Genomic DNA, 24,858 nt, shown 5'->3' on the forward strand with positions numbered 1-24,858 from the left:
CAGAACACTCCAGAGAAACATCCCAAGCCATACCAGTGTCTAAGCTATTGACTTAGCCACGCAATAGCTTCTCGAATCCAGGCTTCAGTATCTGAATTTTTGGCCAACGCTGTATTTTGCCCTACGGCCTGTAACGCCCGCATCACTTCTTGGCTGGTATACCCCAAAGCCAAGAGCGTCATCTCCACATCTTCTTGCACACTATCAATCGGCCCGGCACTAGGTAAAGTTTTTAAACCGGCCTGATCACGCCATTCGGCCAACTTTGACCGCAGCTCTAAGGCAATACGTTCAGCCGTCTTAGCTCCCACACCAGGGGTCTTAGCCAACATCTTCGTGTTGCTATTCACAATAGCTTGCACCAGATCCTGTAATCCCAAAGTATCGATTAAGGCCAATGCCAACTGGGGACCAATTCCACTCACTGCAATCAGTTGGCGAAACAGATCGCGCTCCGCTACAACCCCAAAGCCAAACAATACCATTTGATCTTCACGGACTTGCAAATGAGTAAACACCCGCATCAATTCCTGGTCTGGGGGCAAATGTTGGCGGATACGACCGGGAACATAGAGGTCATATCCGACCTGGTTCACATCCAAAGTCAACAAGGTTCGATGGGTACTGGTTTGCTGAAGACTAACGACATATCCCTGCAGAAAACCAATCATTGGACATAACTAAAATGACGGAGCCCTTCTAAAATACCGCCCGCACAATTCGCTTTAGCAAGGTATATATCATCCTGATTATGTTCTTGATACCATTGCAGCAGCTCGGAGCGAGCATTCCCCACAATAATGCCTCGTTCTGGCCCCGTACTAAATAAAGCCTGATCATTGCCCGAATCACCACAGGCCACGGTTTGCTCGGCAGAAATGCCAAATTGCCCCCGCAGGTATTGCATGGCTTGTCCTTTATCTCCATGGAGCGGCAGGATATCGAGGTCTTTGCCGCCACTATACACAAGCTTGACATCTAAGCCACGAATATGGAGGGCCACATCTAAACGCGGTAATAAATCCGCAGCCAAGGTGGGTTCTAGAAAAAAGCTGACTTTATAGGGACCTTGGTCCGTCTCAGGCTGCAACACTAAATCATTAAAGTGGGCAGTAATCGACAAGACATCTTGACGCTGCCATCCTTGATTGAGTTTTTCCGACCAATCTGGATCCGGAGTGGTGCTACCGCCATAGTAAATTTCGGTACCGACAGATGTCACTAGGGCATCTGGAGCCAACATTGGCTCTTGGGACCGCAATTGATTGAATGAGGTGAGGGAACGTCCTGTGGAATAGACTAGCAACAGTCCTTGCTCTTGCCGGACTTGCATGAGGGTCTGGTTGAGCTGTTCGAGGGCGGATCGATCGCCAACGAGCGTATTGTCTAAATCAGTTATCAAGAGAAATTTCGCCACAATAGTTCCTAAAACGCTCCCTATGTTCAGTCTATTATTCTGAGAAAGCTTAACATAATGAAATTTTTCCGTTGGCAGCGGTGGACCCGTTGGATCCCCAGCCTAGACCCACAGGTATGGATTTTAGCGGCAGGACGGTTGCTCTCACAAATGGGAACGGGCTTCACGCTGTATTTCTTGCAGATTTTCTTTGTGAATAAAGTCGGACTCACCGCCACCTCGGTCGGGTTTGCCATTGGAAGTGCCTCGATTTCAGGAATTGTGGGCAGGGTTTTAAGTGGATCGATGACGGATTCTCGATGGTGGGGACGACGGCGAACCTTATTGTTATCGTTGTTTATTTCTGCGATCGCAGCCGGTATCATCGCGATTGCCCAGTCCTTGGGGATGCTAGTCCTCGGGAACATCATAATGGGATTCGGCGTGGGCCTCTATTGGCCCGCCACAGAAGCCATCATTGCAGACCTCAGCGAAGGCGTACAACGTCAAGAAGCCTTTACCATTACTCGATTTGCCGACAACGCGGGCTTAGGATTAGGGGTCATCCTAGGGGGAAGCTGGATTGCCCTGACTCAGGCCTATCGAACCCTTTTTATGATTGATGCCATCTCCTTTGTCATCTTTTTGGGGGTCGTTTATTTCACCATTACTGAAACCTCCCATCCCCAAACCCGGGGAAATTATGGATGGCAAGGCTGGGTGGTGGCCCTTCAGGATCGACGATTACGCACCTATATTATTGCCAATATTCTCATAACCACCTATCTCTCCCAAATTCATAGCACCCTACCGTTATATTTCAAAAACTTTGCTCAGCAAGGCATGGGACTATCAGAAATCGTGATTACGGGATTATTCTCCTGGCATTTAGGGGCCAGTGTCGCTAGTCAACTGCCGGTTGCCCGCTTTCTGCGGCGATGGCCCTACCCTCAGGGGCTGATGGCCTCTGCGGGGTTCTGGGGTATCGGTTTTTTGTATATCGGGATAACTGGCTTCGTGGGTCAAGGCGTACTGATATGGGCCAGTTTGGGGTTGGGGATTCTTGCGATCGCAACCGTTGCCTATATGCCCATTGCATCCTCTTTGGTTGCGGATTTAGCCCCTATCGAGAGTCGCGGGGTTTATCTGTCCATCAATTCTCTATGCTGGGCAGTGGGTTATTTTATTGGCCCCGCATTAGGGGGACTGGCCCTCGATCAAAACCAGCCATTCATCGATATTTATTGGGGATTGCTTACTCTCAGTATTGGTTTAGTCATCATCGTTTTGAAGCGTTTGAGTCATCTGATCAAGACATCACCCACGGCAGCGTTGACATCCAGCAATGCACCTTGACCGTATTCCGACCTGTCTGCACAAGTTAAGCCACAAGCAATGGCTGTTGAATGTTGAAAAACCGCTGAACTTCAGTCTCGATACCTGAAATTTGCAAGATTACGCTCCCTTCAGCTTTTTTGTCAGACTATGGAAGAGTAATATTCTCTCAGCAGCCAAGATCACATCCTTGCTATGACTCTCTGTATCGCCCCTCAATGTTCCAAGCCAGACAATTCTGACAACAGTGTATTTTGCCAAACCTGTGGGTCAGAATTGCTCCTAGAAGGTCGATATCGCGTCACTAAATTGATCGGCCAAGGTGGATTTGGCAAAACCTACGAAGTGCGTGAAGTCGTCAGAGCTACAGGCACCAGCAATAGCGGCATTCCTAAAGTGCTCAAAGTCTTAACCGATCAACAGCCCAAAGCCGTTGAACTCTTTACGCGCGAGGCACAAGTCCTCAGCCAGCTCCGCCATCCTGGAATTCCCCAGGTCGATACAGATGGTCACTTTATCTTCTGGCCACGAGACAGCCAAACTGCCCTGCACTGCTTGATCATGGAAAAAATCGAGGGGCTAGATCTCTGTGGTTATATGAAGCAGCGACAGTTTCGACCCATTAGCGAACAGCTGGCCCTGGAATGGCTGACACAAATCATGACCATTCTTAATGAAGTGCATTCCCAGCAGTTTTTCCATCGCGACATTAAACCCTCCAACATCATGCTGCGTCCAGATGGTCAACTGGTGCTGATTGACTTTGGTGCCGTCAGAGCGGTCACCCAAACCTACATGGCCAAGCAAGGGGCTCAAGGGGTAACCGGCATTCATTCTATGGGGTTTACACCTCCAGAGCAGATGAATGGACAGGCTGTGATGCAGTCTGACTTTTACGCCCTGGGCCGAACATGGGTCTATCTGCTAACCGGTAAAGAGCCCACGGATAGCAGTATCTACGATCCCTATAGCGACCAATGCCAATGGCGAGAATCAGCGACCCATATTTCACCCCCCTTCGCCAATTTAGTGGATGACTTGATGGCTCGATTACCCAAAGATCGGCCTGCCAATACCCAAATTATTTTGCAGCGCCTACGAACACTAGATCGAGAGTTCGAGCAATCTCGCCAGCAAACTGAAGTCAGCCAAGGGTCTAATCCACCCCCTTTTCCCCAGCCATCAGCCACACCCAGCTCTCCAGCTCAGCCGCCTCCTGTCCCTCCATCAACCGTGCCTCCTACAGATATTCAGGCACCACCTGAACCATTACCTGTCTATACACCGCCTCCATCTGCTCCTTTCTCCACCTCACAACCACCTGCAGGTGTACCGCCTACGGATATTCAGGCACCAGGGTATTCCACACCATCCCATCCCCCCAACCAACCCAGTCAACCCCAACAAAGTCCACCACCGTTGCAATCTTCAGCTCATGAACTAGAAGAGGCCAATCGGCAGATCAAAACAGCCTGGATTGCAGGTATAGTTCTGGCTGTCCTAACTTTCTTGATAGGAATTTTGTCTGGCTCAGATACGTCTTTTTGGTTAATCGACGTTGTAATAAGCGCAGGTTTGACCTTCGGAATTTATAAAAAGGTGCGAGCTTGTGCCGTTTTGATGCTGATTTACTATATCTTAGGCAGACTCTTATGGGTGAGTGCTGCTCTTGAATCAGGGGAAGGAGTCAATCCTGCAGCCATAGGGTTGGGAGGTGCATTTATTTACTTTTATGTTCAAGGTGTAAAAGGGACCTATACCCATCACAGATTGACAACAACCCAACAAATCTGAAAGGTCGATAGTCCAAAGATCATCTGGTCGCAATCCAGTTGCTCACTATCTGGTTCACTTGATGCGGATCTTCATCCTGAGGACAGTGCCCCACCCCATCCAGCACAATAAAATCTTCAACCCTTGAGAACTGAGTTAACTCGCGCGCTAGGTCTACGGGTTCCCAAGGATCATCAGCCCCCCAGATACACAATACGGGGCAAGCAATTTCAGCCAATAAATCTTCGGGCAGCGGTCCCTGGGCATAATTAATAAAGGCCAAAAACACATCGGCTGCCCCTGGATCTAAAGCAGGCTGAATTAGCAAATCCACCAGTTCATCGGTCACAGCCTCCGTTCTACCATAGGCTTGCTCTAAAATCTGGCGCACTGTCTTCGGGCGGGCCAACCGATGAAAAAAGAAATGGCCAATGGACTTCACTGAGAGAACAGATTGAAACAGAGGCGCTGAGAACTTTCGGTACCAGGGCAGACCTGCCCGTTTGCGATCGTGCAGCAACCGTAACGAGCAGTCCAGCATCACTACGCTGGTCGTGAGTTGAGGGGCTAATACGGCTGCCTGTAAGGCCACAATACTGCCAATCGAATTACCCACCAGGCATGCAGCTTCACCCACAACCTCCTGGCAAAAATCAACAATTTGTTGGCCCCAAGTCTCAAATTCATAAGCAATACTCTGACCGGGTACCAGAGTGCCCGGTGTTGGCTTCGATGATTGCCCAAAGCCAATTAGATCTACAGCATAAACGCGATGGTTTTGAGCCAATTCAGCAATATTCTTACGCCAATGACCACTAGACGCCCCAAATCCATGAATGAGGATGACTGCTGGGCCGGTTGTCCCTGCATATTGATACCGAATTGAAAAACCTTGCCACTGCCAGTTAGCCGCTTGAGGTTGATTCGCCAGCGAAGTGACCATATTTGTTGCTCGATGCTTCTCAAATAATTTTAAACATTTGCTAGGATAGCGGGTGAAGTTTTCACCCATTCCTATAGACCACCATGAGAATGAAATCTTGGGAGTCTCCCCGCCGCGGTCGGCGACGTAATGACAAATCTAAACGGTCTGCCGCCCGCCTCAGACAACTGAAAAAACAACGCAAACAACTCCGTAAACGACTCCAAAACAACAAGCCAGCTAAAACCCCCTCAGGTATAACACCTGAGGGGGTTTTAGTAGAGATCCGGTTTAATCCAGATCTGGAAAATTCCCAAAAGCAAGCGGTGTAGCCCCGAAGGTTACACCGCTTACAAATTAGCCTAAATGATTAGGAACTCTAACCAAATTAGCCGTTGATGACAGGAGCAGTAAGCGCAACAGGAGCAGACTCACCAGCAGCCAAGTCTAAGGGGAAGTTATGAGCGTTACGCTCGTGCATAACTTCGAAACCCAAGTTGGCGCGGTTTAATACGTCAGCCCATGTGTTCACAACGTTACCTTGTGAATCAACGATGGAGTGGTTGAAGTTGAAACCATTCAAGTTGAAGGCCATGGTGCTGATGCCCATTGCAGTCAACCAGATGCAGACAACGGGCCAGGCACCCAAGAAGAAGTGCAAGGAACGGCTGTTGCTGAAAGATGCATATTGGAAGATCAAACGACCGAAGTAGCCGTGGGCTGCAACGATGTTGTAGGTCTCTTCCTCTTGGCCGAACTTGTAACCGTAGTTGGCGGACTCACCTTCGGTGGTCTCACGAACTAGGGTGGAGCTAACCAAGGAACCGTGCATGGCGGCGAATAAGGAACCACCCAATACACCAGCTACTCCAAACATGTGGAAGGGGTGCATCAAGATGTTGTGCTCAGCTTGGAACACGAACATGAAGTTGAAGGTTCCGCTGATGCCTAGAGGCATTCCGTCGGAGAAGCTGCCCTGACCTAGAGGATAGATCAAGAAGACAGAGTAGGTAGCGGCCAAAGGTGCTGAGTAGGCTACGCAAATCCAAGGACGCATCCCTAGACGGTAGCTGTACTCCCACTGACGACCGAGGTAGCAAATACAACCAATCATGTAATGGAAGATGATTAGCTGGTAAGGGCCACCGTTGTACAACCACTCGTCAAGAGAAGCTGCTTCCCAGATGGGATACAGGTGTAGGCCAATGGCGTTGGAGGAAGGAACAACTGCACCAGTGATGATGTTGTTGCCATAAAGTAGTGAACCAGCGACGGGCTCACGGATTCCATCGATGTCGACGGGAGGGGCGCCGATGAAGGCGATTACGAAACAGGTTACAGCGGTGAGAAGTGTAGGAATCATCAATACGCCGAACCAACCGATGTATAAACGGTTGTTGGTGCTGGTGATGAAGCTACAGAATCTTTCCCATGCGCTGGCGCTTTCGCGTCTTTGCAAGACTGTTGTCATGGTTATGATTGCTGTTAACTAACATTAACTACGGAACAAAACTTAAAAGTTATGTCCACGTTACTAATGATAATGATTTTATTTTTTTTTGTAAACTTGGATTCAGTTTTTTTGAAGTGACTGTCCAATCTATAGGGGTCTAATGATTAACAGATAAGGGATTCAGAGATTCTAATGAGGTTAAATCATTATTTTTCTGCGCGTTAATTGAGGTCTCAATCCTTTACAACTGTATCAATTCTGAGAGCCCAAACTTAACCTGCAAATTTGTGAATTACAACTGCAGCGGCAAACCCGAGGCCAAAGTATCGAATAAATTGCCAGAACGGCTCTTTCAAATCATGCCACTTCCAGAGTTGGCTTTCAAGGGTCATGCCGAGGGTCTGAATCTGATCTTGAATTTGCTCTAGCTCTGTTTGCAAAGCTGCTAGATCTTGCTCTGTTTGCGCTTTGGCGGACCTATCCGTCTGAACAGCGGCTAGCTTTTTTTCCAATTGAGCTTTTTCAGCCTGGGCCGTTGTGATCTCAAGATAACGATCTCTAATTTGTTGAAGCGTATTTTCAGCCTCAGTTAAGGCTGCAGGGAATTCTGTATCGAAGTTTGTAGCAGTCTGCTCTGACTGTCCTGCCATATTCTCTAGAGTTGGTTGTTCCGATGATTCCATTCTGGTTCGTCAAATTTAGGGATTATTAATTTATTGATCTCGAATCAGGGGGTGGAGCCCCACTATGACCGATGGTGGAAGTGGTCTAACGCAATTTTTCCCTGTGCCTAAACCATCTTTTCCACAGCAACGTTGGCAAATTGCTGATCCAGAGCGCACTCTAGTAGACAAGATTGCGATCGCAACCCGATTATCTCCTCTTTTGGCCGCAGTATTAGCCAACCAAGGGATAGGGTCTGTCGAAGCCGCTCAACAGTTTTTGGCACCAGAGTCCCAGAGCTTACCCTCTCCTCTTGAAGCATTCCCGGATTTGGCTGCTAGCTTAACGTTGTTACAAGATGCGATCGCATCTCGACACAAAATTGCCATCTGTGGCGACTATGATGCGGACGGTATGACCAGCACGGCTCTACTCCTGCGCGTCCTAAAGGCGCTGAATGCTGACGTAGACTATGCGATACCGAGCCGCATGCAGGAAGGCTACGGCATTAACCAACGGATCGTCGAGGAATTTGCGGCAGATAACGTGAAGCTGGTGTTAACCGTAGATAACGGTATTGCCGCCTATGACCCTATTGTGAGAGCCCGTGAGCTGGGATTAGCCGTCATCGTTACAGATCACCATGATCTGCCGCCTCAGCTCCCCCCAGCCAACGCCATTCTCAATCCCAAATTAGTGCCAGAAGACTCCCCTTATCGAGGGTTAGCCGGGGTGGGGGTTGCTTATGTCTTAGCCACCCTACTCGCCCAAGAGCAGGGTAATACCACCCTGATTACCCCCCTACTAGAACTGTTTACCCTGGGAACCATTGCTGACTTGGCTCCCTTAGTGGGGGTCAATCGCCGCTGGCTACAGCGAGGTTTAGCCCTATTGCCCCACTCTCGATTAGCGGGGGTACAGTCTTTGATGCAAGTGTCAGGCTGTGTCTCTGCCGATCAAGCTCTCAAACCGGATGCCATTGGCTTTCGCCTCGGTCCCCGCATCAATGCCGTGGGCCGGATTGCCGATCCACAAACGGTCATTGAGCTATTAACCACCGATGATCCAGGCATCGCCTTTGCCCGAGCCATGCAGTGTGAACAGGCCAACCAGCATCGGCGTCAGCTCTGTTCCGATATTGAAATAGAGGCGATCGAATTAGTGGAAACCTTAGTCCGACAGGGGAAAGCGCCGTGGCAGCCGGAAGGCGATTGGGTGATTGTGCTGGTTCATCCGGGTTGGCATCATGGCGTGATTGGGATTGTGGCCTCTCGACTAGTGGAACGCTACGGACTCCCGGTTTTTATTGCCACCTATGAAGCAGAAGACCATACCCATATCCGTGGATCAGCCCGAGGGATTCCTGAATTTGATGTGTTTGCAGCCCTACAGGCCTGTGATGATGTCTTAGGTCGCTATGGGGGCCACCGAGCAGCAGGTGGATTTTCTTTAGCAACTGACCAGTTGGAGAAGATGCGATCGCACCTGCGTACCTACGCCCACCAAACCTTACAGATCGATCAGCTCAAGCCCTTGGTAACGGTCGATGCCCAAGCCAGCTTCACTCAAATCGATTGGGATCTTTACGAGCAAATTAATCAGCTGCATCCCTGCGGTATTGGCAATCCAGAACCGATTTTTTGGACCGCCAATGTTGAAGTGGTAGAGCAGCGACCCGTGGGCAAAGACAAAAGCCATTTAAAGCTCACCCTAGCTCACTCCGAATCAGACGATCAGCCGCATTTGATTAAAGGGATGGCATGGCGGTGGGGCACCTATTATCCTTTACCCCAGCGGATCGACGTTGCCTATCGCCTTCGAGAAAATACTTGGAACCAGCAAACCAATCTGGAGCTGGAAATTTTAGGGATTCGGGAACCGGTTGTAGACTCACCCCACTCAACGTCTCGTACACCGATTGTGGTTGCCCAAGCCGATAAAGGGGCACCCGTTGTTCGCCAGCAAGTAGCCTTACACTGTCCAGAACCCGACGTATCACCCACACTACTACAAGCCATAGAGTGGTCGAGCTTGGGGGATTGGCCTCAAGTTCTACAAGGCATTAGCGGTCATATCCTCATGTACGGTTATCAGCGTCCCTATGTATCGACGACAACCCTGCCCGGAACGGTGGAATACGACCGACCTAGCCGTCCCTGTGACTGTCTAATTCTATGGTCTTTGCCGCCTTCATGGACCCATTTACGCTGGTTGTTAGCCTTGGCTCGGCCCCAGCAAATTTATATTCGCAACCATAGTCCAGCAATTTTGCCAGCAGAGGAATTAAAGGCAAAACTAAAGTTTGAAATAGCAAAAAACGGTGACGAACCCCTTAATCTGCTGAATTTAGGCCAGCAATGGTGGGTTGCACCGAGTACGATTGTTTCTGCTTTTAGAGAAATAGGTTACCCCTGCTCTGATTTCCCAGAGACGGGTGTGTTAGAGCAGGAGTTAAAACGCTTGCAACGTTGGTATCATTGTTCAGCCAATCGATTGGCAGGGTTAACCTAGGTTGCGTTACTCCGAAGAGCAACCAATAGTACGACAACTGGGCCAGCAATGACGACAGCGCCAAGCATAGTTAGTTGAAGCACAACTTGTAAATTAAGTGCAGCTAGTAAGTCCATCCTTCCTCCCAGATTAACTCAAGTATTGCGAGCGAACGCGCCCTCTATTCTACCTGGTTACGGGATCGCTTGCGAGGGGGATTTTGATAGGATTATCTTATTAGCTCTGATCAGGGTGAAAATTGTTAGCGATTCAATCCCGATCCTGCAATTGATATCAGCCGTTTAGGATAAGGTCGCCAAGGTATGGCAAATTGGTGTTGCATCGAGCAATGTGGGGCCTGTTGCCATCTCGATCCAGCGGAGCGCCCTGATGTTCAAGAGTATTTAACCCCAGAAGAATGGGAGCATTACCTCAGCTTGGTAGGTTCCAATGGCTGGTGCATTCATTTCGATGCAGATCATCGGCGATGCAAAATCTATGCCGATCGACCTCAGTTTTGTCAAGTCAAGCCAGAGGTCTTTCAGCGCATGTACGGTGTGGCTCCTGAAGATTTGAATGATTTTGCGATCGCATGTTGTCGCCAACAAATCGATGCCGTATACGGTGACCGCAGCTTAGAAAGCCTCCGGTTTGAACGAGAGATCGGTTTCTAACTCCCTCCTCCAGGCATAATGGGGCTAGTCAACTGCGATGTGAAAGCAGTTTCAGATCCATTTTTGTTTAGGCTTACCGTGAGTGATACCAATCCAGTCTCTGCCAATCTTCAAGCTGCCACCCCCAACAACAATCAACCTCCCACCCCCACGAAAGGATTTAGCAAGGAATTTGGGTTAGCTTTTGTCACGGTATTCCTGGCAGAGTTAGGGGATAAAACTCAATTAAGCACCCTCTTGATGACCGCAGAGTCCCAATCGCCCTGGATTATTTTTTTGGGTGCGGCGGCGGCCTTGATCACAACCAGCCTGTTCGGGGTAATCATTGGCCAGTGGCTCGCTCGTCGGGTGTCGGCAGAGACACTTAATACCGCGACAGGCGCAAGTTTATTGTTCATTGCGGTCTTGCTGATTTGGGATACGGTACACCTCTAGAACTCAGGAGCCAGAGCACATGGATTGGAAGTTATTAGGGATCACGTTTATCATCGTCTTTCTAGCAGAACTGGGAGATAAAAGTCAGTTGGCCGCCATCACCCTCAGCGGCAATTGCCAACATCCTCGGGCCATTTTTCTCGGAACCTCTTCTGCACTGATTTTTGCCAGTTTGTTGGGGGTTTTGCTGGGAGAAGGCGTGGGACAGTTATTGCCTACACAACTGATGAAGGCCATAGCAGCCATTGGGTTTGCACTTTTGGGTATCTCTTTCCTCTGGGCTCCTGCGGAAGCTGATGTGGAGTGATCCAATCCTCCGGGTCTCGACAGCAAATATTAATATTGAAATAGCTAGTCTGACTGGCATTAGCAGATGGCTGACAAGACTACATCAGGTCTTTTGATCCAAAGCACATTCATAGGTTCTTCACCCCTATGGCCGCATCCAAAATCAACCTCACCACACTTAAGAAACATCTCCAACAAGCCTCGAAAGAAGACCTGATTGAGGAAATTAGTGAGTTGTTTAAAACCTTTCCAGCAGTCAAGGAATATTACCAACTCAAACTCAATCCAGAAACTGAACAGTATGTCGGGGAAAGCTATAAGCAAAAAATTGAAAACGAGTTTTTCCCTGCGCGGGGCTTTGGTAAAGCCCGACTTTCGGTGGCCCGCAAAGCGGTGAATGATTACAAGAAAGTCTGCCGTGATCCTGCGGCATTAGTAGACATGATGCTGTTCTACGTTGAGCAGGGGGTTAAATTTACCGATGACTACGGCGATATTGATGAGCCCTTTTATAACAGCATGGAGAGCATGTTTGAGTCAGCCACGAAAGCCATTGCTAAATATGGTTTGCATGGTGTGGCAGAACGCCGATGTCGCAATATCGTACAAAATACTTCACACATGGGTTGGGGGTTTCACGACACGCTCCTGGAAATTTATCAGGAAACTTTCGGTAAGTAAGCACCTAAGAGCGATGCATCGATTATATTTGCGGGTGCTAAATCCTAGGCCGTTTGATCCAAGCATTCTTCTGTGGTGTCTACTTGCAGCAGCTCGCAGGCAATTTTATCAACCAGTAAGGCTGTCGAGAACTCACTAGAATAGATCTCTAAAACGGCCTGAGTATGACATTCAAATAGAATTCGCTGCTGCTGAAAAACCACCTTTTCAAAATACCAATTCTGAATATTGGAAATACGAATAATTTCCAGAAAAGGAGTTTGGTTGACATAGCTACACAGCATTGAATCAACAGCCTTACTTTAAGTAGATTTGAACGACTATCGAGATAAGCGCTAGGGAATCATTCCTCAACGATTCAGCATCAGCAAAAGTAAGTCTATGGAAAGTAGGGCAGGCTAGCACCTCTTATGCCAGCCTTGTTTGCAGGCAGACTTTGATACGGCCAGCGAGTTGCCTGAGTGTTTGTCATTTTTAAGCCCCCCACACCTCAATTAACCGCTAAAGGTATTTTTGTAGATTCCTTTAAGCTGCTCGTAATCTTGATTGAAGCCTGATTTTCGAAGAACGGCTAATCGTTTTTCTAGCGCCACCCTGGCATTATCTCGGCTGATGTTATTTATCTCTAGGCCAGCATTGGATGCAGTCACCAGAAAAAAGAGCCTTTTGGCATATAGACTCGCGTATAGAGCACTCTGCATATCAATAATGCATAGATTAACGAGCAGTCCAAAGACTGGATGCGATAAATAGGTCTCGCTAACAGCAGAGCTCGTCTTTCCAGGAGTCTCTTTTTGAGAACGCTCTCGACTCAAATCATTTAAATGGTCCGAATAGCTAGACATGACGGTGTACCTAATCAGAGGTAAATGCCTAAGGCTTTTGGCCCATTGACACTGTGTACGTTGAGATCGAGAAGTTCAAAAGTTCGATCCACACCTTTAGTGTGGTGGCATATTAAGACACTGTCCCCCAGACTTTTGCATCCAAAGTTACGGATATTGGATGAGCAACATCAGAAAAATAATGATACCGTGACAAACTCACTCTAGCTCCAAGAGAGCTGCGCTTAACTAACGGCCTGGTAAGGGCAGAATCCTTGCTTGCCAAACCCACAATAAGATTCAAAGCGTTTGTTCTGCCCTAGACGTTGCTCAATCCACTCACCTTTTTGGTGGGCTGACATCCAGTCTTGAGCAGCAGCTTCCGAATCACACACCTTAAGCGCAGATTTACGACCTTTTTTCATCACGGCATAGGTTGTGGGGGTGGCCCAGCGCTCTTCGGGTGAACACATCGGAGGGGGCGTATCACCTTGTGCTGCTTTGTGAAGCTGGATGCGATCGCAAACATATTCCATCACCTCAGCTTCAGACCATAAGGGCACCTCAATCACCTCTACAGGCTTCAGACCATCCCGCTCATGGCGTGGACCCCAGTCTCGAAGTAGAGCCACAATTTGCAGCTTCTGGATTTTAGGAAAATGGGGAATACCGGATCCTTCAACTGCATTTTCTAACAAGAACCGATAAACATTGAGCTGTCGATCCCATTCCACCTTGCCCTCAGTCTTAGCCGACTTCACGGTCCAGGAACTGGTGAATTTATAATCCTGTAGCAGGCCATCAGCAGTCACCACCAAATCTATATGGCCGGAAACTCGAAAGCCCTCCACCTCAGCAATGGCCTCCGTTTCCACATGCTCTCCGTCAACTGCAAACTCTTCCAAGATCGAATGCATTAAGGTGCCATACAGAGGCCACAGCCGTTCAGAAACGTCTTCTTCAAGCTGATTACTGTATTGTCGTCGCAACCAAGCAATAAGTGGGGCATCAATCAACTGGGTACAAGATAGATCTGCCTTCCCGACGGAATGATGAGCATTTTGCCATTCCACAGCCCGATACAAAGGCATGGGCAAATTCAGCTTGTTGGTGAGTTTCATTTAATAGGTATGGATAAGAATATTTAGGTGCATTATCGGCAAGATAGGACCCTGACTGCCTGACAGATCTTTGTATTCCATAGCTCATAAAGCTTTGCACTGTAGAGAGCGGATACGAGAGAACCAGATTTTGTTGTAGTGTTTCTTTTGAGCTTTTTAGAGGCAAAACACGGTTGCGGATCCTTGGTGAATAAGGGGACTGGCATCAACAACTCCCGTCCTTTATGGACCACCCCCTTGAGCCACCGCAATCCAATCTTGAGATAGCTAATGCCTCTGTGCCAATGGGGATCAACCTGTTGGCGTAGCCCTTTAATATGAACAGCCATCCCTGAGCCGTGCTGTATAGCAGTGCCACAGCAGCAATCAGGTACAGCCTCTCCAGAGCATCAGCACAGCGAATTTTCGACTCTTCAAGCTCAAACACACCAGATTTACTATCGAGGAATAATTCTTCCACCCGAAACCTCAAGGCGTATTGCCACAAGGTTTGTAACGAGGGTGATTCATCTGTAATCACTGCCCATGGTTCTTTTACGCCTCGGATATTCGCCAGTACCAATTGCACCGATAGAGGCCATCATCCCAAAGCCCGACATTACGGTAGAGGAGAGCTTCTCCTTTGGATGGCCATAACCTACGGACTTCTCTTGGACATTGACGGGGGCCATGGAGAAGGACATCACATGGGATACGCAGACAGTAATGCCAACGGCTCTGCTGTAACCAGCTCATCAGTTGATGGTTCGCGAACCCACGATCTGCTAACAACATGACATCTGGATGCTGCCGTAATAACCAACGGGCCTGACGCAATAGCGGTTGATATTCCTCAAAGCAACCGCCGCACTCTTGTGCTCTAATACTTTCCATAACAACGGTACTGCTCTGCCACAGCAGACAACGGATACATGAATCATGCAGTATTCATTCCATAAACCGTGGTATCCATCGCTAGGTAAAGGCGATGGGTTCGCCAGTTCTTAAGCGCTAGAAGGACCAAAGGGACATACAGTTTGTGGACATCAATGAGCGGATTGCACAGAAAGCGTTGCCAGCGACGCTCGACACTTTGGGCTTTTTTGCTCGGCAGGGGACATAGGATTCCCAAGCAGATAAGCATAATCGTTCACTGCAGATTAAGGCGCTCACCATCCATCCCAGGGTCATGAGATGACGCAAATCTCGATAATGGCTGTGTTGACGTAAAAAGGAGAACAGTTGACGATAAATTTGGGTGGAGCCTGACATTTGAGTAACGCTGATTTGTGCTTAAATCTAGCTTCACATGTCGCTCCACTCTTTTCTCAAAGACTATGAAAATAAAGGCTTTGAGATACTTCTGTCAGGCAGTCAGGATAGGACCATTCTCCCCAAGGTAGAACACTGCCATATCTCCTCTAGGGAAGGGGATGTAAGCTAGACTTTTTATTGCTTGATTAGATCCTAGAAGGCTGAAACTCTGATCGCATGTCCGATAACGCATCAGGATGGTAATCCACCGATGAAAATTAGCGAATTGATTGAGTGGTTTGAAGGCTGGGCTAACCCCTCCTGGCAGGAGAAGTGGGATAACTGTGGTTGGCAGATTGAACCGGGCGTTTTGGATCAACCCGCTCGGGTACTAGTTTGTTTAACACCGACTTTAGCAGTGATGGAAGAAGCGATCGCACTTCGGCAGCAGGGCAACCCTGTTAATTTGATTTTTGCCCACCATCCGTTGATTTTTGGCCCCCTGAAATCGGTGCAGAAAGGTGATGCCATTAGCGATATGGTCCGCCTCTCCATCACCCATCAAATTGGAGTTTACAGTGCCCACACTAATTTCGATCAGGTTACAGATGGTACGGCAGATGTGTTATCTCAGCTGTTAGAGCTACAGGATGCAGCGCCTGTGGAACCCACCCAAGATGGTCTCGGGTATGGTCGTGTGGGCAATCTTAAGCCTGCCCTGACCCTACAGCAGCTTCTAGCCAAGATTCAGTCTGCCCTAAACCCAGCCGATTTGCTGGTCTCACCCACCGCCGATCGCCAACAGGAAATTGAGCGGGTCGCGGTACTAGGCGGGTCTGGCGCGAGCTATATTTCAGCTGTGAGCCAAACAGGTGCCCAAGCTTATTTGACCTCGGACTGTAAGTTTCATCAGTTTCAAGAGAGTCGCGATCGCAACCTGATTCTGATTGATGCTGGGCACTATGCAACAGAACGGCCTGCCTGTGAACGCTTAGCCCAGAAATTTACCGACAAGGGAGTTGAATGGGCACAACTAAGCCAATCAGACGAAGATTTCCGCAATTTTTGGGCTGCCCACTAGAAAGACCAACAATGCAACTGCCACAGTTTTGAGATGAAACAGGTTTGCCAAATTTATAGGCAACTCTCTACAAAACTCACCAACAGTATTGAGATAGTCGGTATCGTCATTGGGCTGTTGATGATGGTGATACTGGCAAACATAGCTGCAGATGGTTCGGTATTGGCCTTGATCATTTTTACTCTCGTTACCCTGGCCCTTATCAGCGCTCAGCCTCTCCAGCAATGGCAGCAGCGTCGCCACACCAAGCAGCAGTTCCAGCTTCGTCAGCAAAGAGTAGATCAGCTACTAGCAGGACGGTCCCGAGCAGACATTTTGAAGACTTCACCCTTCAGTTATGGTCGTTGGCCCGATGGTGATGACAATTATATGATTGATGATCGGAGGCTAGGTAAGATTATTCACCAAGTCTGGAGTCCAGAAGAAGCAGAGTTATGGATCTTAGAGCAAACGTTACATGAAGAGGAAAACGGCGACGAAAGAGAATAAGCACACCACGCCTATACAGTTGATCCAACGTTGCTAACACCAACCTTGATGGATTCAACCTTAGTTCCATCAATTGAGATATCACGGCCATACCGTTATCAGAAATAGGCTAAATCGACCTTACCCATACATTCAATTTTGTTGACCCCGCTTCTGAGCTAAGCTAGTAATGCTTATACACCGCTCGACGACATGTATCGGTCGTCGATTATTGATTTAAAGGAGACAGCACGTGGTCAGGATTCTCCGGTTGTCAGAAATGACATCTGAAGAACTCGCTTCCATCAAACGACGGGCCGAGTTAGATATTGAACAGGCGCTAGCTGTCGCCAAAGAAGTCATTGACGAGATTCGCGCTGACGGTGATCAGGGTGTGATCAAATACGTGCGCAAATTTGATTTTCCCGGTGCCACTGCCGAAAATCTGAAAGTGACCGAAGCCGAATTTGCCACTGCCCGCGAGCAAGTCGAGTCTGAAATCAAAGCCGCGATTGAGCAAGCCTATCGCAACATCAAAGAAGTGCACGAACGGCAAATGCCAGAAGAAGTGCAGCTTGCCGAAATCGATGGCGGCGTCTTTGCTGGGGAGAAAGTCACCCCCATTGCCAGCGCTGGACTATACGTGCCTCGGGGTAAAGGCTCCTTCCCTTCTGTCATGCTGATGCTCAGTGTGCCTGCGGTGGTAGCCGGGGTAGAGAAAATTGTTGTTTGTACTCCACCCGACAAAAACGGCACCGTAGAACCTGCTTCTCTGGTTGCTGCTGAATTAGCAGGTGTAAAAGACGTTTATAAGTTAGGTGGCATCCAAGCGATCGCAGGGATGGCGATTGGCACGGAGACCGTTCCTAAAGTCGATAAAATTACTGGACCTTGCAACGTCTATGGCTCCGCCGCTAAGCGGCTGCTCTACGGTACCGTTGATGTCGGCTTACCCGCTGGCCCTAGTGAATCCATTATTCTCACCGATGAAACCACCGATCCTCGGATTGCTGCCCTAGATCTTTTAGTAGAAGCAGAGCATGGACCTGATTCCGCGGGCTTACTAGTCACCCACAGCGAAGACCTTGCCAAAGCTGCCTCCAAACATGCCGACGATTATATGGAGCAGCTACCGGACTGGCGCAAGGAGTTTTGTCAAAAGGGTCTGTCTTCCTATGGCGGCATTATTCTTACCTCCAGCCTGGAAGAATCCATCGACTTCCTGAATGAGTATGCACCTGAGCATTTGGAAGTCCTCGTCCAAGACCCCCTCAGCGTTCTCGGCAAAATCAAGAATGCTGGTGAAATTTTGCTTGGTCCTTATACGCCGATTCCAACCGCCAACTACTGCATTGGTGTGAACGCGATTCTGCCGACGGGCGGCTTTGCTCGTTCCTACTCGGCGGTGTCGGTATACGACTTCCTCAAGCGCACCGGGATTGGTTATTTAACCCAGGAAGGCTTTGCTCGCTTAGGTCATACGGCTCAGACATTGGCAGAGCATGAAGACTTCCCGGCCCATGCCATGGCCATTCGTGAGCGCAAGAACCTGCTTCCGTAAGGGGCATACCGAGGGTTACCGTGTCCGATCAACTCCTGTATCAGATTCAGACGTTACAGTTTTCTGATCAGGCAGCGGCGAATGCCCTGCTGAAGGACTTCGTCAATGACAATTTTCCCTTCAATGTGGAGCAAGTACAGGTGCGGCCCTCAGCGGTCTCCCTTAACTCCATTAATGGGTTCCTGCATACCGTAGAAGGGGACAAGCTGTTTTTCAAGACTCACGTTGAACCCCAAAGCCTGATTCATGAGTACTACAACTCTACGATTATGGCGGAGGCGGGTTACCCGATTATTCAGCCGATTTTTAGCTCGACGGAATGGGGTAAACAACTGCTGGTCTATGAGTTTTTTGAATTCCCTTCTCTATTTGACGTAGCTCGTCAGATTGAAACGGGACAGCGAGGTGGGGCTGACCGGATTGTGGCCCTGCAAGAACAAGCCGACCAAGCCCTGTGGAACATTTATCAGCAAACCCTGGAACCCTTATCCGCTGAAGACCATGCTGATGTGCCGATCCATCAACTCTTTATCCATCGCCTGGTTGGGGGACGCTATCACGAGTTTTATGCAGGCAAAGAAGTCAAGCTACCGGGGCAAACCCTCAATTTTGATCGGCTGGCTCAACTGACTTGGCAGATTAATGGCATCACTTACCAAGACACCCTAGCAGACATTATCCAAACGGCTAGTCAAAAACTAGAGCCGACCGCGACCCCCTCTGTTGTCGGTCATGGGGATGCCCATAACGGCAATGTGTTTGTGGATGAAGCTACAGAAACCCTTATTTACTTTGATCCGGCCTTTGCAGGGCGGCATTCCCCCTTTTTAGATCTAACGAAGCCCATATTCCACAACGTATTTGCGATTTGGCTATATTTTCCCCAAGAGATAGCTCAAGACCTATCTATTAATGTGGAGATTTCAGCAGATCGCATCCACGTGGATCATGATTTTCAACCGTCAGCCATACGCCTAGAATTCCTGCAATCAAAGATTAAGCATGTCCTTCAACCTTTGATTGACCATCTCAAAGCTGCAGGACAACTCCCAGATACCTGGCGGCAAGAACTCAAGCTAGCGCTTTTTTGCTGTCCCTTTTTAACCATGAATCTCTGTGATACCCAGCGTTTCCCTCCTGAAATTACGCTACTAGGGTTATCTCTAGCGGTTGAAATGGGCAGTACATGCACCTCCCAGGACCAAAGCATTTTGGATGCGGCCCTAGACCAACTGAGCGCCTGAGCGAGACTTCAAGGTGTGCCGTCCATGTGGAATTCAACTACGCCGACGTTTCCTAAATTGCAGTGTAAGCGCGGCATTCTGCGAATGGCGACAGAGGATGATATCGATGCTATTCTCAGATATTTCATCGTTAATCGTGATCATTTAGAACCCTTTGAGCCGATCAAACCCGTGGAGTTTTATACACCGGAGTTTTGGCGAGTCTTGATTTGCGATCGCAACCAAGCATTTCTCAACGACCAAGGTATCAAATTCTTCCTCTTCGATCAGCACCATCCCCAACAGATTATTGCAGCGATCAACTTCTCGAATGTCGTTCGAGGCGCTTTTCAGTCCTGCACCCTAGGGTTTAGTATTTCCGCCCAGTATCAAGGGCAAGGCTATATGACCGAGTCGATACCTGTTGCTATTTCATACCTATTCTCTGACTTCAGCTTTCATCGAATTATGGCAGCCTATATGCCCCATAACCAACGTAGCGGCAGACTTCTCCGACGATTAGGCTTTCAAATGGAAGGGTATGCCTCTAGATATCTCTGTATTAACGGAATCTGGCAAGACCACATACTCACCAGCCTCATTAAAACTAATGTTTAGATTTTATTTAGATATACCCATCACCAAATCGAAAAAGACTTGGGCACAATAGGGGTAGCTATTGTCATGGAAGTTCGACGGGGGGCGCAAGCCCCTTTTTTTTAGAGAATGAAACAAAAAAACAACAACTTAAAATCTTGTAAATTGTTTCAAATCTTCCACTTCTTTACAACAATTTTTATTCTTTTGATAACTTAAAATACCTTTAACTATTTCTCACTGAATTGAGAGATAAAGCTTTGCAAAATCTGAGTATCTTTTCTATCGCACTGCTACGAACGCGATAGAAGCGGCAGTCAAGAACTTTAATCCCCAAAGATCTCAAAATTCAAAAAATAATCATTTAATATTTTCTACAGAGATGTGTTTGTTTCTGTAGAAAATAGGGCATGATGTAATCAATTAGTCTCCAAATAAAAACCCAGCACGGGGGGTGCTGGGTCGATATGGGAGGTATTGGAACCCTCTGGATGAGTGAATGCATCGCATCCGAGGGTTTTTTATGGCATGAATTAACTAGTTGTTTACACTCTAACCATTCTTCCAAATCCACACCTGAGAAGAACTACGGAATTATTATTTCTCTTGCTATAAAACCTCCAGTAAATACACCCACATCTATGTTCCCTCTATAGACGCTATAGAATGGAAGCCATCACACCACTAATAGAAATAGAAACCGAGCTAGATATTTTTATTCGCAACACCTTTGGCTCGCTGAAATGAATCCATTCATAGTTTCTATAGGAGAGCAGATATGGAAACTCAAATCGGTTCCAATCCAAGCAACTTAGATTTTCAATTCAATTTTTGGCAACAGTGGTATCCTGTCGCTCCCTTAGAAGATTTAGATCCGCAGCGTCCCACTCCCATCACGTTATTAGGGCAGCATTTTGTCATTTGGCAACCTAAAGATTCTGACCAATATCTGGTGTTCCAAGATCTGTGCCCCCACCGCTTAGCTCCCCTGAGTGAAGGTCGCATTGACGAGCAAACGGGGCAGCTCATGTGTAGCTATCACGGTTGGCAATTTGACCAACAGGGTCTTTGCACCCACATTCCTCAAGCTGAAGCCATTACCCCTCAACAATCACAGCTATACTGCGTCACTTCTGTTCCCACACAATCACAAAGTGGGCTGTTGTGGGTCTGGCCAGATCCAGACACCCAAGATATTGCTGCGACTCAACCGTTGCCTCTCTCTCCCTTCGTTAATGCTGACCAAAACTTTGTCTGGTCTTCTGTCATGAGGGATTTGGCCTATGATTGGCAGACATTAGTCGAAAACGTCTCTGACCCGAGTCACGTGCCCTTTGCCCATCACGGTGTCCAAGGCAATCGCAACCAAGCTGCTCCTATTCCTATGGAGGTTCTGACCTCCACCCCAGAATTAATTGAAGTCCAGACCACAGGGAAGTTCTCTACCAACATTACCTTTCAACCTCCCTGCCGAGTGGAGTATCAATTTTCTATCGGCGATGGGAAACAAGCGACCATGGTCACCTACTGTATTCCCATTGCTCCAGGTCGATCTCGCATCGTAGCCTTGTTTGCACGAAATTTTGCCACAGGTTTAATGAAAGTGATTCCTCGCTGGGTAGAGCATATGAAAAACCGCAATCCAGTGCTGGATGGTGACATGATTTTGTTACGCTCCCAAGAAAAACAGCTGCTTCAGCACACCCAAACCCAAAGTTGGCAAACCATCTACAAACTCCCCACCAGTGCGGATCGTCTCGTGATTGAATATCGGCGATGGTTCGAAAAGTATAGTCATGGACAAATTCCTTGGGGATCTGCCCATCAGCAGATCCCCGTTGCTTCCAACAACTATGACTATTTACAGCCCCAAGGGGAGCAGCGACCTCAGCTTCTGGATCGATATCATCAACACACCTTGATCTGTAGTAGCTGCCGAGGAGCATTGAGCAGAATCAAGCTATTGCAAAAGATGTTGGTCGCTGTCTTTGCAATCGCCATCAGTGGAGCTGCAATTTTGCCCGACGATTTAAGAGCAACGTGGGGAATTCCTTTAGTGATTACAGCCCTTCTAGGATTAGGGGGTTGCTACTGGTTGAAATATTGGCTGGAACCCAAATTTTATTTTGTTGACTATATTCATGCTGATCACTGAGCAGTCAGGATATCGATACAGCCCTTAACAATCGACATGATTGCTGTGATTCAAGCTCAAGGTATTTGATCAAGCGTTATAGCTGGATAATCATCATCTGTAGCAAGAAGGCTATGCTTCACTCCCAGACTCAACAGGTGGGTTTCAAGGTTAATCCATCAAGCATCGCTGGAGATAATAGTTAGTACCACAATAATTTGTAGAAAATAAAAATCTACATGGTTATTTTATGAATTTTTGTTACTTTATATAAAATATTTCTCGCACCTGAAATGAATTCCTAATTCGTCAGTCTCTTGACCAGAGTAGCGATCTAAACTAGCGATCTTAAAAATCTTCCAAACCCTTCGTAGGAAATGCATTACAAGATATTTCAAGTTTTACATAAACGATCCAAACAAGGTGTCTATCGGGGATAGAGCGTAGAGTATTACAACTGCGATCGCATCTACAGCCTCATCATCACAACGGGGATCAAAATCAACACAATCCTTGTTCTGCATAGCTTTCAAGAATCAACCTTGTTTTTGTTACCCATATGTAAAGAACTGTATTGAGTCCTGGCTATGTAAACCATGAGTATTAAGTATTTTTTCTTAGCCTGTTTGGGCCTAGCGGGAGGATATACTTCTAGAACAGAAACGCTTGATGTTGTTGAGGTCGCGTATGGATTCGCCCCCTCCTATGTTGTTTGCGTCGATCACAGCCTTTTCTATGACGCTAGCTGTGTTCCTTTACATAGGACTTGGTGTACTAGGGATTGCCCTACGAAGATTGCGACTCCGTCACGGTGAAGCTTCTTGGGGATGGTTACGTTATATCCACTATGGTTTGGGTATTACGCTAGTACTAACCATTTTAGAATTAATGACCATCGGTATTTTAGGTGCCTCCACTTATGAAGGGACCTCCGGTCATTCATCTCATTTGCCTGCTGGCCTATTGGTGGCCGGTTTAACCCTGGCTTCTGCTTGGGCAGCCAGTCGTGTTCATCCCAAACGCCCTTGGGCTCGTCCACTCCACGTCAGCATTAACGGCATGCTTTTTCTAGCCTTAACCGCTGTGTCTTGGACAGGCTGGTCAGTACTACAAAATTATCTGCCCCAGTAACGCCTAATCAATATTCAACTTACAAGTACGTGGCGTTTGCTACGTACTCTGTTGTCTTATGCAAAAACTCAGTGGCCGCTGTCTCTGCGAAGGAATCGCTTATGAGATTTCAGGCGAGCTAGGTCCCATCTTTAACTGCCATTGCTCAAAATGCCGTCGCTGGCATGGGGCTGCTTTTCGCACCCGAGCCACTATCAATGCCCAGCAATTTCGGTGGACTAGGGGTGAAGAGCTGCTGTCTCGTTACCATTCGTCTGAGTTTGTCGTGAAGCATTTTTGCTCTGTCTGTGGCTCCAATCTGATCAGCACCTATGACAATGACCCTGATAAAATCGGCGTTCCTTTAGGGGGACTAGATCAAGCGCCCCACAATACCCCAGAGGGCCATATTTATGTGGGGTCCAAATCACCTTGGTTCACCATTACAGATGACCTCCCCCAGCACGATACCTGGCCAGGTAGCCATGCCAAAGTTCGCGAGACCCGCTAAACACTATGCAGTCGGTTCAGTCCCTTGCCAGCGCTGCAGAGGGACACAATCGATTCCGAGCTGATCTAAAGCCCGAGCAACCACAAAGTCTGCCAAATCTTCGATGGTTTGGGGGTTATGGTACCAGGCAGGAATCGCAGGTACAATCCGGGCTCCAGCCTCAGCTAAGGTGGTCAAATTCCGCAGGTGAATCAGGCTAAAAGGAGTTTCTCTAGGCACGATTACTAAAGGTCGTCGTTCCTTCAGGTGAACATCAGCTGTTCGCTCTAATAGGCTAGAACTGAGACCCGCAGCAATTTTAGCCACTGTACTCATACTGCAAGGAATCACCAGCATCCCTAAAGTACGAAAGGAACCGCTGGCAATGCCTGCACCAACGTTAGTCGCAGCATGGCAAGTTAATTTCCCACCCCATTCATCGGCTTGCTGACGCCAAAATTGCTCTTGCTTAACAGGATCAGCGGGCATCCGAATATTTTGTTCGGCTTGCCAAACCTGAAAAGTGGCCTTAGACGCCACCAGCTCTATCGAATAATTTGCTCGCAGCAAGAACTTAATGGTGCGCACGGCATAGAGTAATCCGGATGCACCAGACACGCCGATAGTAACGGGTAAAGGTGAGTTAGAGTGAGACACAAGCGTAGGCCATAAAAGAGGGGTATTTCGCCTCAGCGGAACGTTCTATTATAACGTTGTACCTCTGTATTCCTCACAGAGAGAGCGATCCCCAACTGAGGCATTATCTCTATAGTGCTTGCAGAATCAGTGCCATCAGAAAACAAGAGGGCAGCGCAATCTCTCCAGAAACATCAGTTTGACACCAAGGAACCCTGATTGAATCGAACTTTCTTTTCATCCAAAGGTTTTACACTGCTCTGTTGGGCA

Annotated in this window: 29 protein-coding genes; 16 read left to right on the forward strand and 13 right to left on the reverse strand. The window is 48.1% G+C overall.

The window, feature by feature from the left end:
• Positions 1–44: 44 nt before the first annotated feature.
• Together ruvA and ON05_RS15990 are read right to left on the reverse strand one after the other, a co-directional pair.
• Positions 45–671 carry a Holliday junction branch migration protein RuvA gene (ruvA, locus tag ON05_RS15985; RefSeq protein ID WP_010475546.1) on the reverse strand — a complete coding sequence of 209 codons (627 nt, stop codon included), beginning with the start codon at positions 669–671 and terminating at the stop codon, positions 45–47.
• Positions 668–1,417 (reverse strand): sucrose-phosphate phosphatase, encoded by a 750-nt coding sequence (locus ON05_RS15990; protein WP_010475547.1) that lies wholly within the window; start codon positions 1,415–1,417, stop codon positions 668–670. The genes ruvA and ON05_RS15990 overlap by 4 nt, the downstream gene beginning before the upstream one ends.
• A gap of 57 nt (positions 1,418–1,474) precedes the next feature.
• Between ON05_RS15990 and ON05_RS15995 the strand changes: the two genes are divergently transcribed.
• Both ON05_RS15995 and ON05_RS16000 read left to right on the forward strand, forming a co-directional pair.
• Positions 1,475–2,752: an MFS transporter gene (locus tag ON05_RS15995; RefSeq protein WP_010475548.1), complete on the forward strand. Its 1,278-nt coding sequence runs from the start codon at positions 1,475–1,477 to the stop codon at positions 2,750–2,752.
• Between the two features lie 174 nt (positions 2,753–2,926).
• Positions 2,927–4,525 (forward strand): serine/threonine-protein kinase, encoded by a 1,599-nt coding sequence (locus ON05_RS16000; RefSeq protein WP_010475549.1) that lies wholly within the window; start codon positions 2,927–2,929, stop codon positions 4,523–4,525.
• A 19-nt stretch (positions 4,526–4,544) separates the two neighbouring features.
• Here the strand turns inward: ON05_RS16000 and ON05_RS16005 are convergent, their stop codons facing one another.
• Positions 4,545–5,447 (reverse strand): alpha/beta fold hydrolase, encoded by a 903-nt coding sequence (locus ON05_RS16005; RefSeq protein WP_039780779.1) that lies wholly within the window; start codon positions 5,445–5,447, stop codon positions 4,545–4,547.
• A gap of 89 nt (positions 5,448–5,536) precedes the next feature.
• Here ON05_RS16005 and ON05_RS16010 point away from each other — a divergent pair, with 89 nt between their 5' ends.
• Positions 5,537–5,758, forward strand: a complete 222-nt coding sequence (locus ON05_RS16010; RefSeq protein WP_010475551.1) for a hypothetical protein — start codon at positions 5,537–5,539, stop codon at positions 5,756–5,758.
• Positions 5,759–5,814: 56 nt separating this feature from the next.
• Here the strand turns inward: ON05_RS16010 and psbA are convergent, their stop codons facing one another.
• Positions 5,815–6,897, reverse strand: coding sequence for a photosystem II q(b) protein (gene psbA / locus ON05_RS16015; protein ID WP_010482631.1), 1,083 nt, complete (start codon positions 6,895–6,897; stop codon positions 5,815–5,817).
• Between the two features lie 254 nt (positions 6,898–7,151).
• The gene (locus tag ON05_RS16020; protein WP_010481849.1) at positions 7,152–7,562 is read right to left on the reverse strand and encodes a hypothetical protein; all 411 of its coding nucleotides are present in this window, start codon (positions 7,560–7,562) and stop codon (positions 7,152–7,154) included.
• A 64-nt stretch (positions 7,563–7,626) separates the two neighbouring features.
• Here ON05_RS16020 and recJ point away from each other — a divergent pair, with 64 nt between their 5' ends.
• Entirely contained in the window at positions 7,627–10,053 is a 2,427-nt protein-coding gene (recJ, locus tag ON05_RS16025; protein ID WP_010481846.1) for a single-stranded-DNA-specific exonuclease RecJ, read from the forward strand.
• Here the strand turns inward: recJ and psb30 are convergent.
• Positions 10,050–10,169 (reverse strand): photosystem II reaction center protein Ycf12/Psb30, encoded by a 120-nt coding sequence (gene psb30 / locus ON05_RS16030; protein WP_071826411.1) that lies wholly within the window; start codon positions 10,167–10,169, stop codon positions 10,050–10,052. The genes recJ and psb30 overlap by 4 nt on opposite strands.
• Before the next feature lie 186 nt (positions 10,170–10,355).
• Here psb30 and ON05_RS16035 point away from each other — a divergent pair, with 186 nt between their 5' ends.
• From ON05_RS16035 to ON05_RS16050, 4 genes are all read left to right on the forward strand, one after another.
• Complete coding sequence (locus tag ON05_RS16035) at positions 10,356–10,706, forward strand: YkgJ family cysteine cluster protein (protein ID WP_010481845.1); 351 nt, start codon at positions 10,356–10,358, stop codon at positions 10,704–10,706.
• Positions 10,707–10,724: 18 nt separating this feature from the next.
• Positions 10,725–11,141 carry a TMEM165/GDT1 family protein gene (locus ON05_RS16040; protein WP_010481843.1) on the forward strand — a complete coding sequence of 139 codons (417 nt, stop codon included), beginning with the start codon at positions 10,725–10,727 and terminating at the stop codon, positions 11,139–11,141.
• Between the two features lie 19 nt (positions 11,142–11,160).
• Entirely contained in the window at positions 11,161–11,448 is a 288-nt protein-coding gene (locus ON05_RS16045) for a TMEM165/GDT1 family protein (protein ID WP_010481840.1), read from the forward strand.
• A 128-nt stretch (positions 11,449–11,576) separates the two neighbouring features.
• Positions 11,577–12,110, forward strand: a complete 534-nt coding sequence (locus ON05_RS16050) for a DUF6155 family protein (protein ID WP_010481839.1) — start codon at positions 11,577–11,579, stop codon at positions 12,108–12,110.
• Between the two features lie 44 nt (positions 12,111–12,154).
• Here the strand turns inward: ON05_RS16050 and ON05_RS16055 are convergent, their stop codons facing one another.
• From ON05_RS16055 to ON05_RS16080, 6 genes are all read right to left on the reverse strand, one after another.
• On the reverse strand, positions 12,155–12,394 hold the full coding sequence (locus ON05_RS16055) for a DUF1830 domain-containing protein (protein ID WP_010481837.1): 240 nt from the start codon (positions 12,392–12,394) through the stop codon (positions 12,155–12,157).
• A gap of 210 nt (positions 12,395–12,604) precedes the next feature.
• Positions 12,605–12,955 carry a PipX family protein gene (locus tag ON05_RS16060; protein ID WP_010481835.1) on the reverse strand — a complete coding sequence of 117 codons (351 nt, stop codon included), beginning with the start codon at positions 12,953–12,955 and terminating at the stop codon, positions 12,605–12,607.
• 224 nt (positions 12,956–13,179) lie between these two features.
• The gene (locus ON05_RS16065; RefSeq protein ID WP_039782309.1) at positions 13,180–14,055 is read right to left on the reverse strand and encodes a hypothetical protein; all 876 of its coding nucleotides are present in this window, start codon (positions 14,053–14,055) and stop codon (positions 13,180–13,182) included.
• 205 nt (positions 14,056–14,260) lie between these two features.
• Positions 14,261–14,623, reverse strand: a complete 363-nt coding sequence (locus ON05_RS16070) for a hypothetical protein (RefSeq protein ID WP_262561860.1) — start codon at positions 14,621–14,623, stop codon at positions 14,261–14,263.
• Positions 14,590–14,928, reverse strand: a complete 339-nt coding sequence (locus tag ON05_RS16075; RefSeq protein ID WP_262561862.1) for a transposase — start codon at positions 14,926–14,928, stop codon at positions 14,590–14,592. The genes ON05_RS16070 and ON05_RS16075 overlap by 34 nt, the downstream gene beginning before the upstream one ends.
• A gap of 43 nt (positions 14,929–14,971) precedes the next feature.
• Positions 14,972–15,178, reverse strand: a complete 207-nt coding sequence (locus ON05_RS16080; protein WP_262561864.1) for a hypothetical protein — start codon at positions 15,176–15,178, stop codon at positions 14,972–14,974.
• A 381-nt stretch (positions 15,179–15,559) separates the two neighbouring features.
• On the opposite strand from ON05_RS16080, the gene ON05_RS16085 reads away from it, so the two are divergent.
• The 8 genes from ON05_RS16085 (at position 15,560) to ON05_RS16120 (ending at position 23,973) form a co-directional block, all read left to right on the forward strand.
• The gene (locus ON05_RS16085; protein ID WP_010478610.1) at positions 15,560–16,369 is read left to right on the forward strand and encodes a Nif3-like dinuclear metal center hexameric protein; all 810 of its coding nucleotides are present in this window, start codon (positions 15,560–15,562) and stop codon (positions 16,367–16,369) included.
• 33 nt (positions 16,370–16,402) lie between these two features.
• Positions 16,403–16,858, forward strand: a complete 456-nt coding sequence (locus ON05_RS16090; RefSeq protein ID WP_010478612.1) for a hypothetical protein — start codon at positions 16,403–16,405, stop codon at positions 16,856–16,858.
• A gap of 232 nt (positions 16,859–17,090) precedes the next feature.
• Complete coding sequence (hisD, locus tag ON05_RS16095) at positions 17,091–18,398, forward strand: histidinol dehydrogenase (protein ID WP_010478614.1); 1,308 nt, start codon at positions 17,091–17,093, stop codon at positions 18,396–18,398.
• A gap of 20 nt (positions 18,399–18,418) precedes the next feature.
• Complete coding sequence (locus tag ON05_RS16100) at positions 18,419–19,642, forward strand: hypothetical protein (protein WP_010478616.1); 1,224 nt, start codon at positions 18,419–18,421, stop codon at positions 19,640–19,642.
• 24 nt (positions 19,643–19,666) lie between these two features.
• Entirely contained in the window at positions 19,667–20,239 is a 573-nt protein-coding gene (locus ON05_RS16105; protein WP_010478618.1) for a GNAT family N-acetyltransferase, read from the forward strand.
• Between the two features lie 757 nt (positions 20,240–20,996).
• Positions 20,997–22,373 (forward strand): Rieske 2Fe-2S domain-containing protein, encoded by a 1,377-nt coding sequence (locus ON05_RS16110; protein WP_010478620.1) that lies wholly within the window; start codon positions 20,997–20,999, stop codon positions 22,371–22,373.
• A 666-nt stretch (positions 22,374–23,039) separates the two neighbouring features.
• The gene (locus ON05_RS16115; RefSeq protein ID WP_012163341.1) at positions 23,040–23,483 is read left to right on the forward strand and encodes a DUF4079 domain-containing protein; all 444 of its coding nucleotides are present in this window, start codon (positions 23,040–23,042) and stop codon (positions 23,481–23,483) included.
• Between the two features lie 58 nt (positions 23,484–23,541).
• Positions 23,542–23,973, forward strand: a complete 432-nt coding sequence (locus tag ON05_RS16120) for a GFA family protein (protein WP_010478624.1) — start codon at positions 23,542–23,544, stop codon at positions 23,971–23,973.
• A gap of 3 nt (positions 23,974–23,976) precedes the next feature.
• Here ON05_RS16120 and ON05_RS16125 read toward each other — a convergent pair whose 3' ends face one another.
• A complete protein-coding gene (locus ON05_RS16125) occupies positions 23,977–24,609 on the reverse strand; it encodes a flavin prenyltransferase UbiX (RefSeq protein ID WP_201767995.1) in 633 nt (210 codons plus the stop codon).
• Positions 24,610–24,858: the final 249 nt, after the last annotated feature.

This window comes from Acaryochloris sp. CCMEE 5410 (assembly GCF_000238775.2).
Classification (GTDB): Bacteria; Cyanobacteriota; Cyanobacteriia; order Thermosynechococcales; family Thermosynechococcaceae; genus Acaryochloris.

Coding starts and splice junctions, on each gene's coding strand:
- ruvA (WP_010475546.1), bottom strand. CDS start 671: ATGATTGGTTTTCTGCAGGGATATGTCGTTAGTCTTCAGCAAACCAGT.
- ON05_RS15995 (WP_010475548.1), top strand. CDS start 1,475: ATGAAATTTTTCCGTTGGCAGCGGTGGACCCGTTGGATCCCCAGCCTA.
- ON05_RS16000 (WP_010475549.1), top strand. CDS start 2,927: ATGACTCTCTGTATCGCCCCTCAATGTTCCAAGCCAGACAATTCTGAC.
- ON05_RS16005 (WP_039780779.1), bottom strand. CDS start 5,447: ATGGTCACTTCGCTGGCGAATCAACCTCAAGCGGCTAACTGGCAGTGG.
- ON05_RS16010 (WP_010475551.1), top strand. CDS start 5,537: ATGAAATCTTGGGAGTCTCCCCGCCGCGGTCGGCGACGTAATGACAAA.
- psbA (WP_010482631.1), bottom strand. CDS start 6,897: ATGACAACAGTCTTGCAAAGACGCGAAAGCGCCAGCGCATGGGAAAGA.
- ON05_RS16020 (WP_010481849.1), bottom strand. CDS start 7,562: ATGGAATCATCGGAACAACCAACTCTAGAGAATATGGCAGGACAGTCA.
- recJ (WP_010481846.1), top strand. CDS start 7,627: ATGACCGATGGTGGAAGTGGTCTAACGCAATTTTTCCCTGTGCCTAAA.
- psb30 (WP_071826411.1), bottom strand. CDS start 10,169: ATGGACTTACTAGCTGCACTTAATTTACAAGTTGTGCTTCAACTAACT.
- ON05_RS16035 (WP_010481845.1), top strand. CDS start 10,356: ATGGCAAATTGGTGTTGCATCGAGCAATGTGGGGCCTGTTGCCATCTC.
- ON05_RS16040 (WP_010481843.1), top strand. CDS start 10,725: ATGGGGCTAGTCAACTGCGATGTGAAAGCAGTTTCAGATCCATTTTTG.
- ON05_RS16045 (WP_010481840.1), top strand. CDS start 11,161: ATGGATTGGAAGTTATTAGGGATCACGTTTATCATCGTCTTTCTAGCA.
- ON05_RS16050 (WP_010481839.1), top strand. CDS start 11,577: ATGGCCGCATCCAAAATCAACCTCACCACACTTAAGAAACATCTCCAA.
- ON05_RS16055 (WP_010481837.1), bottom strand. CDS start 12,394: ATGCTGTGTAGCTATGTCAACCAAACTCCTTTTCTGGAAATTATTCGT.
- ON05_RS16060 (WP_010481835.1), bottom strand. CDS start 12,955: ATGTCTAGCTATTCGGACCATTTAAATGATTTGAGTCGAGAGCGTTCT.
- ON05_RS16065 (WP_039782309.1), bottom strand. CDS start 14,055: ATGAAACTCACCAACAAGCTGAATTTGCCCATGCCTTTGTATCGGGCT.
- ON05_RS16075 (WP_262561862.1), bottom strand. CDS start 14,928: ATGGAAAGTATTAGAGCACAAGAGTGCGGCGGTTGCTTTGAGGAATAT.
- ON05_RS16080 (WP_262561864.1), bottom strand. CDS start 15,178: ATGCTTATCTGCTTGGGAATCCTATGTCCCCTGCCGAGCAAAAAAGCC.
- ON05_RS16085 (WP_010478610.1), top strand. CDS start 15,560: ATGAAAATTAGCGAATTGATTGAGTGGTTTGAAGGCTGGGCTAACCCC.
- ON05_RS16090 (WP_010478612.1), top strand. CDS start 16,403: ATGAAACAGGTTTGCCAAATTTATAGGCAACTCTCTACAAAACTCACC.
- ON05_RS16105 (WP_010478618.1), top strand. CDS start 19,667: ATGTGGAATTCAACTACGCCGACGTTTCCTAAATTGCAGTGTAAGCGC.
- ON05_RS16110 (WP_010478620.1), top strand. CDS start 20,997: ATGGAAACTCAAATCGGTTCCAATCCAAGCAACTTAGATTTTCAATTC.
- ON05_RS16115 (WP_012163341.1), top strand. CDS start 23,040: ATGGATTCGCCCCCTCCTATGTTGTTTGCGTCGATCACAGCCTTTTCT.
- ON05_RS16120 (WP_010478624.1), top strand. CDS start 23,542: ATGCAAAAACTCAGTGGCCGCTGTCTCTGCGAAGGAATCGCTTATGAG.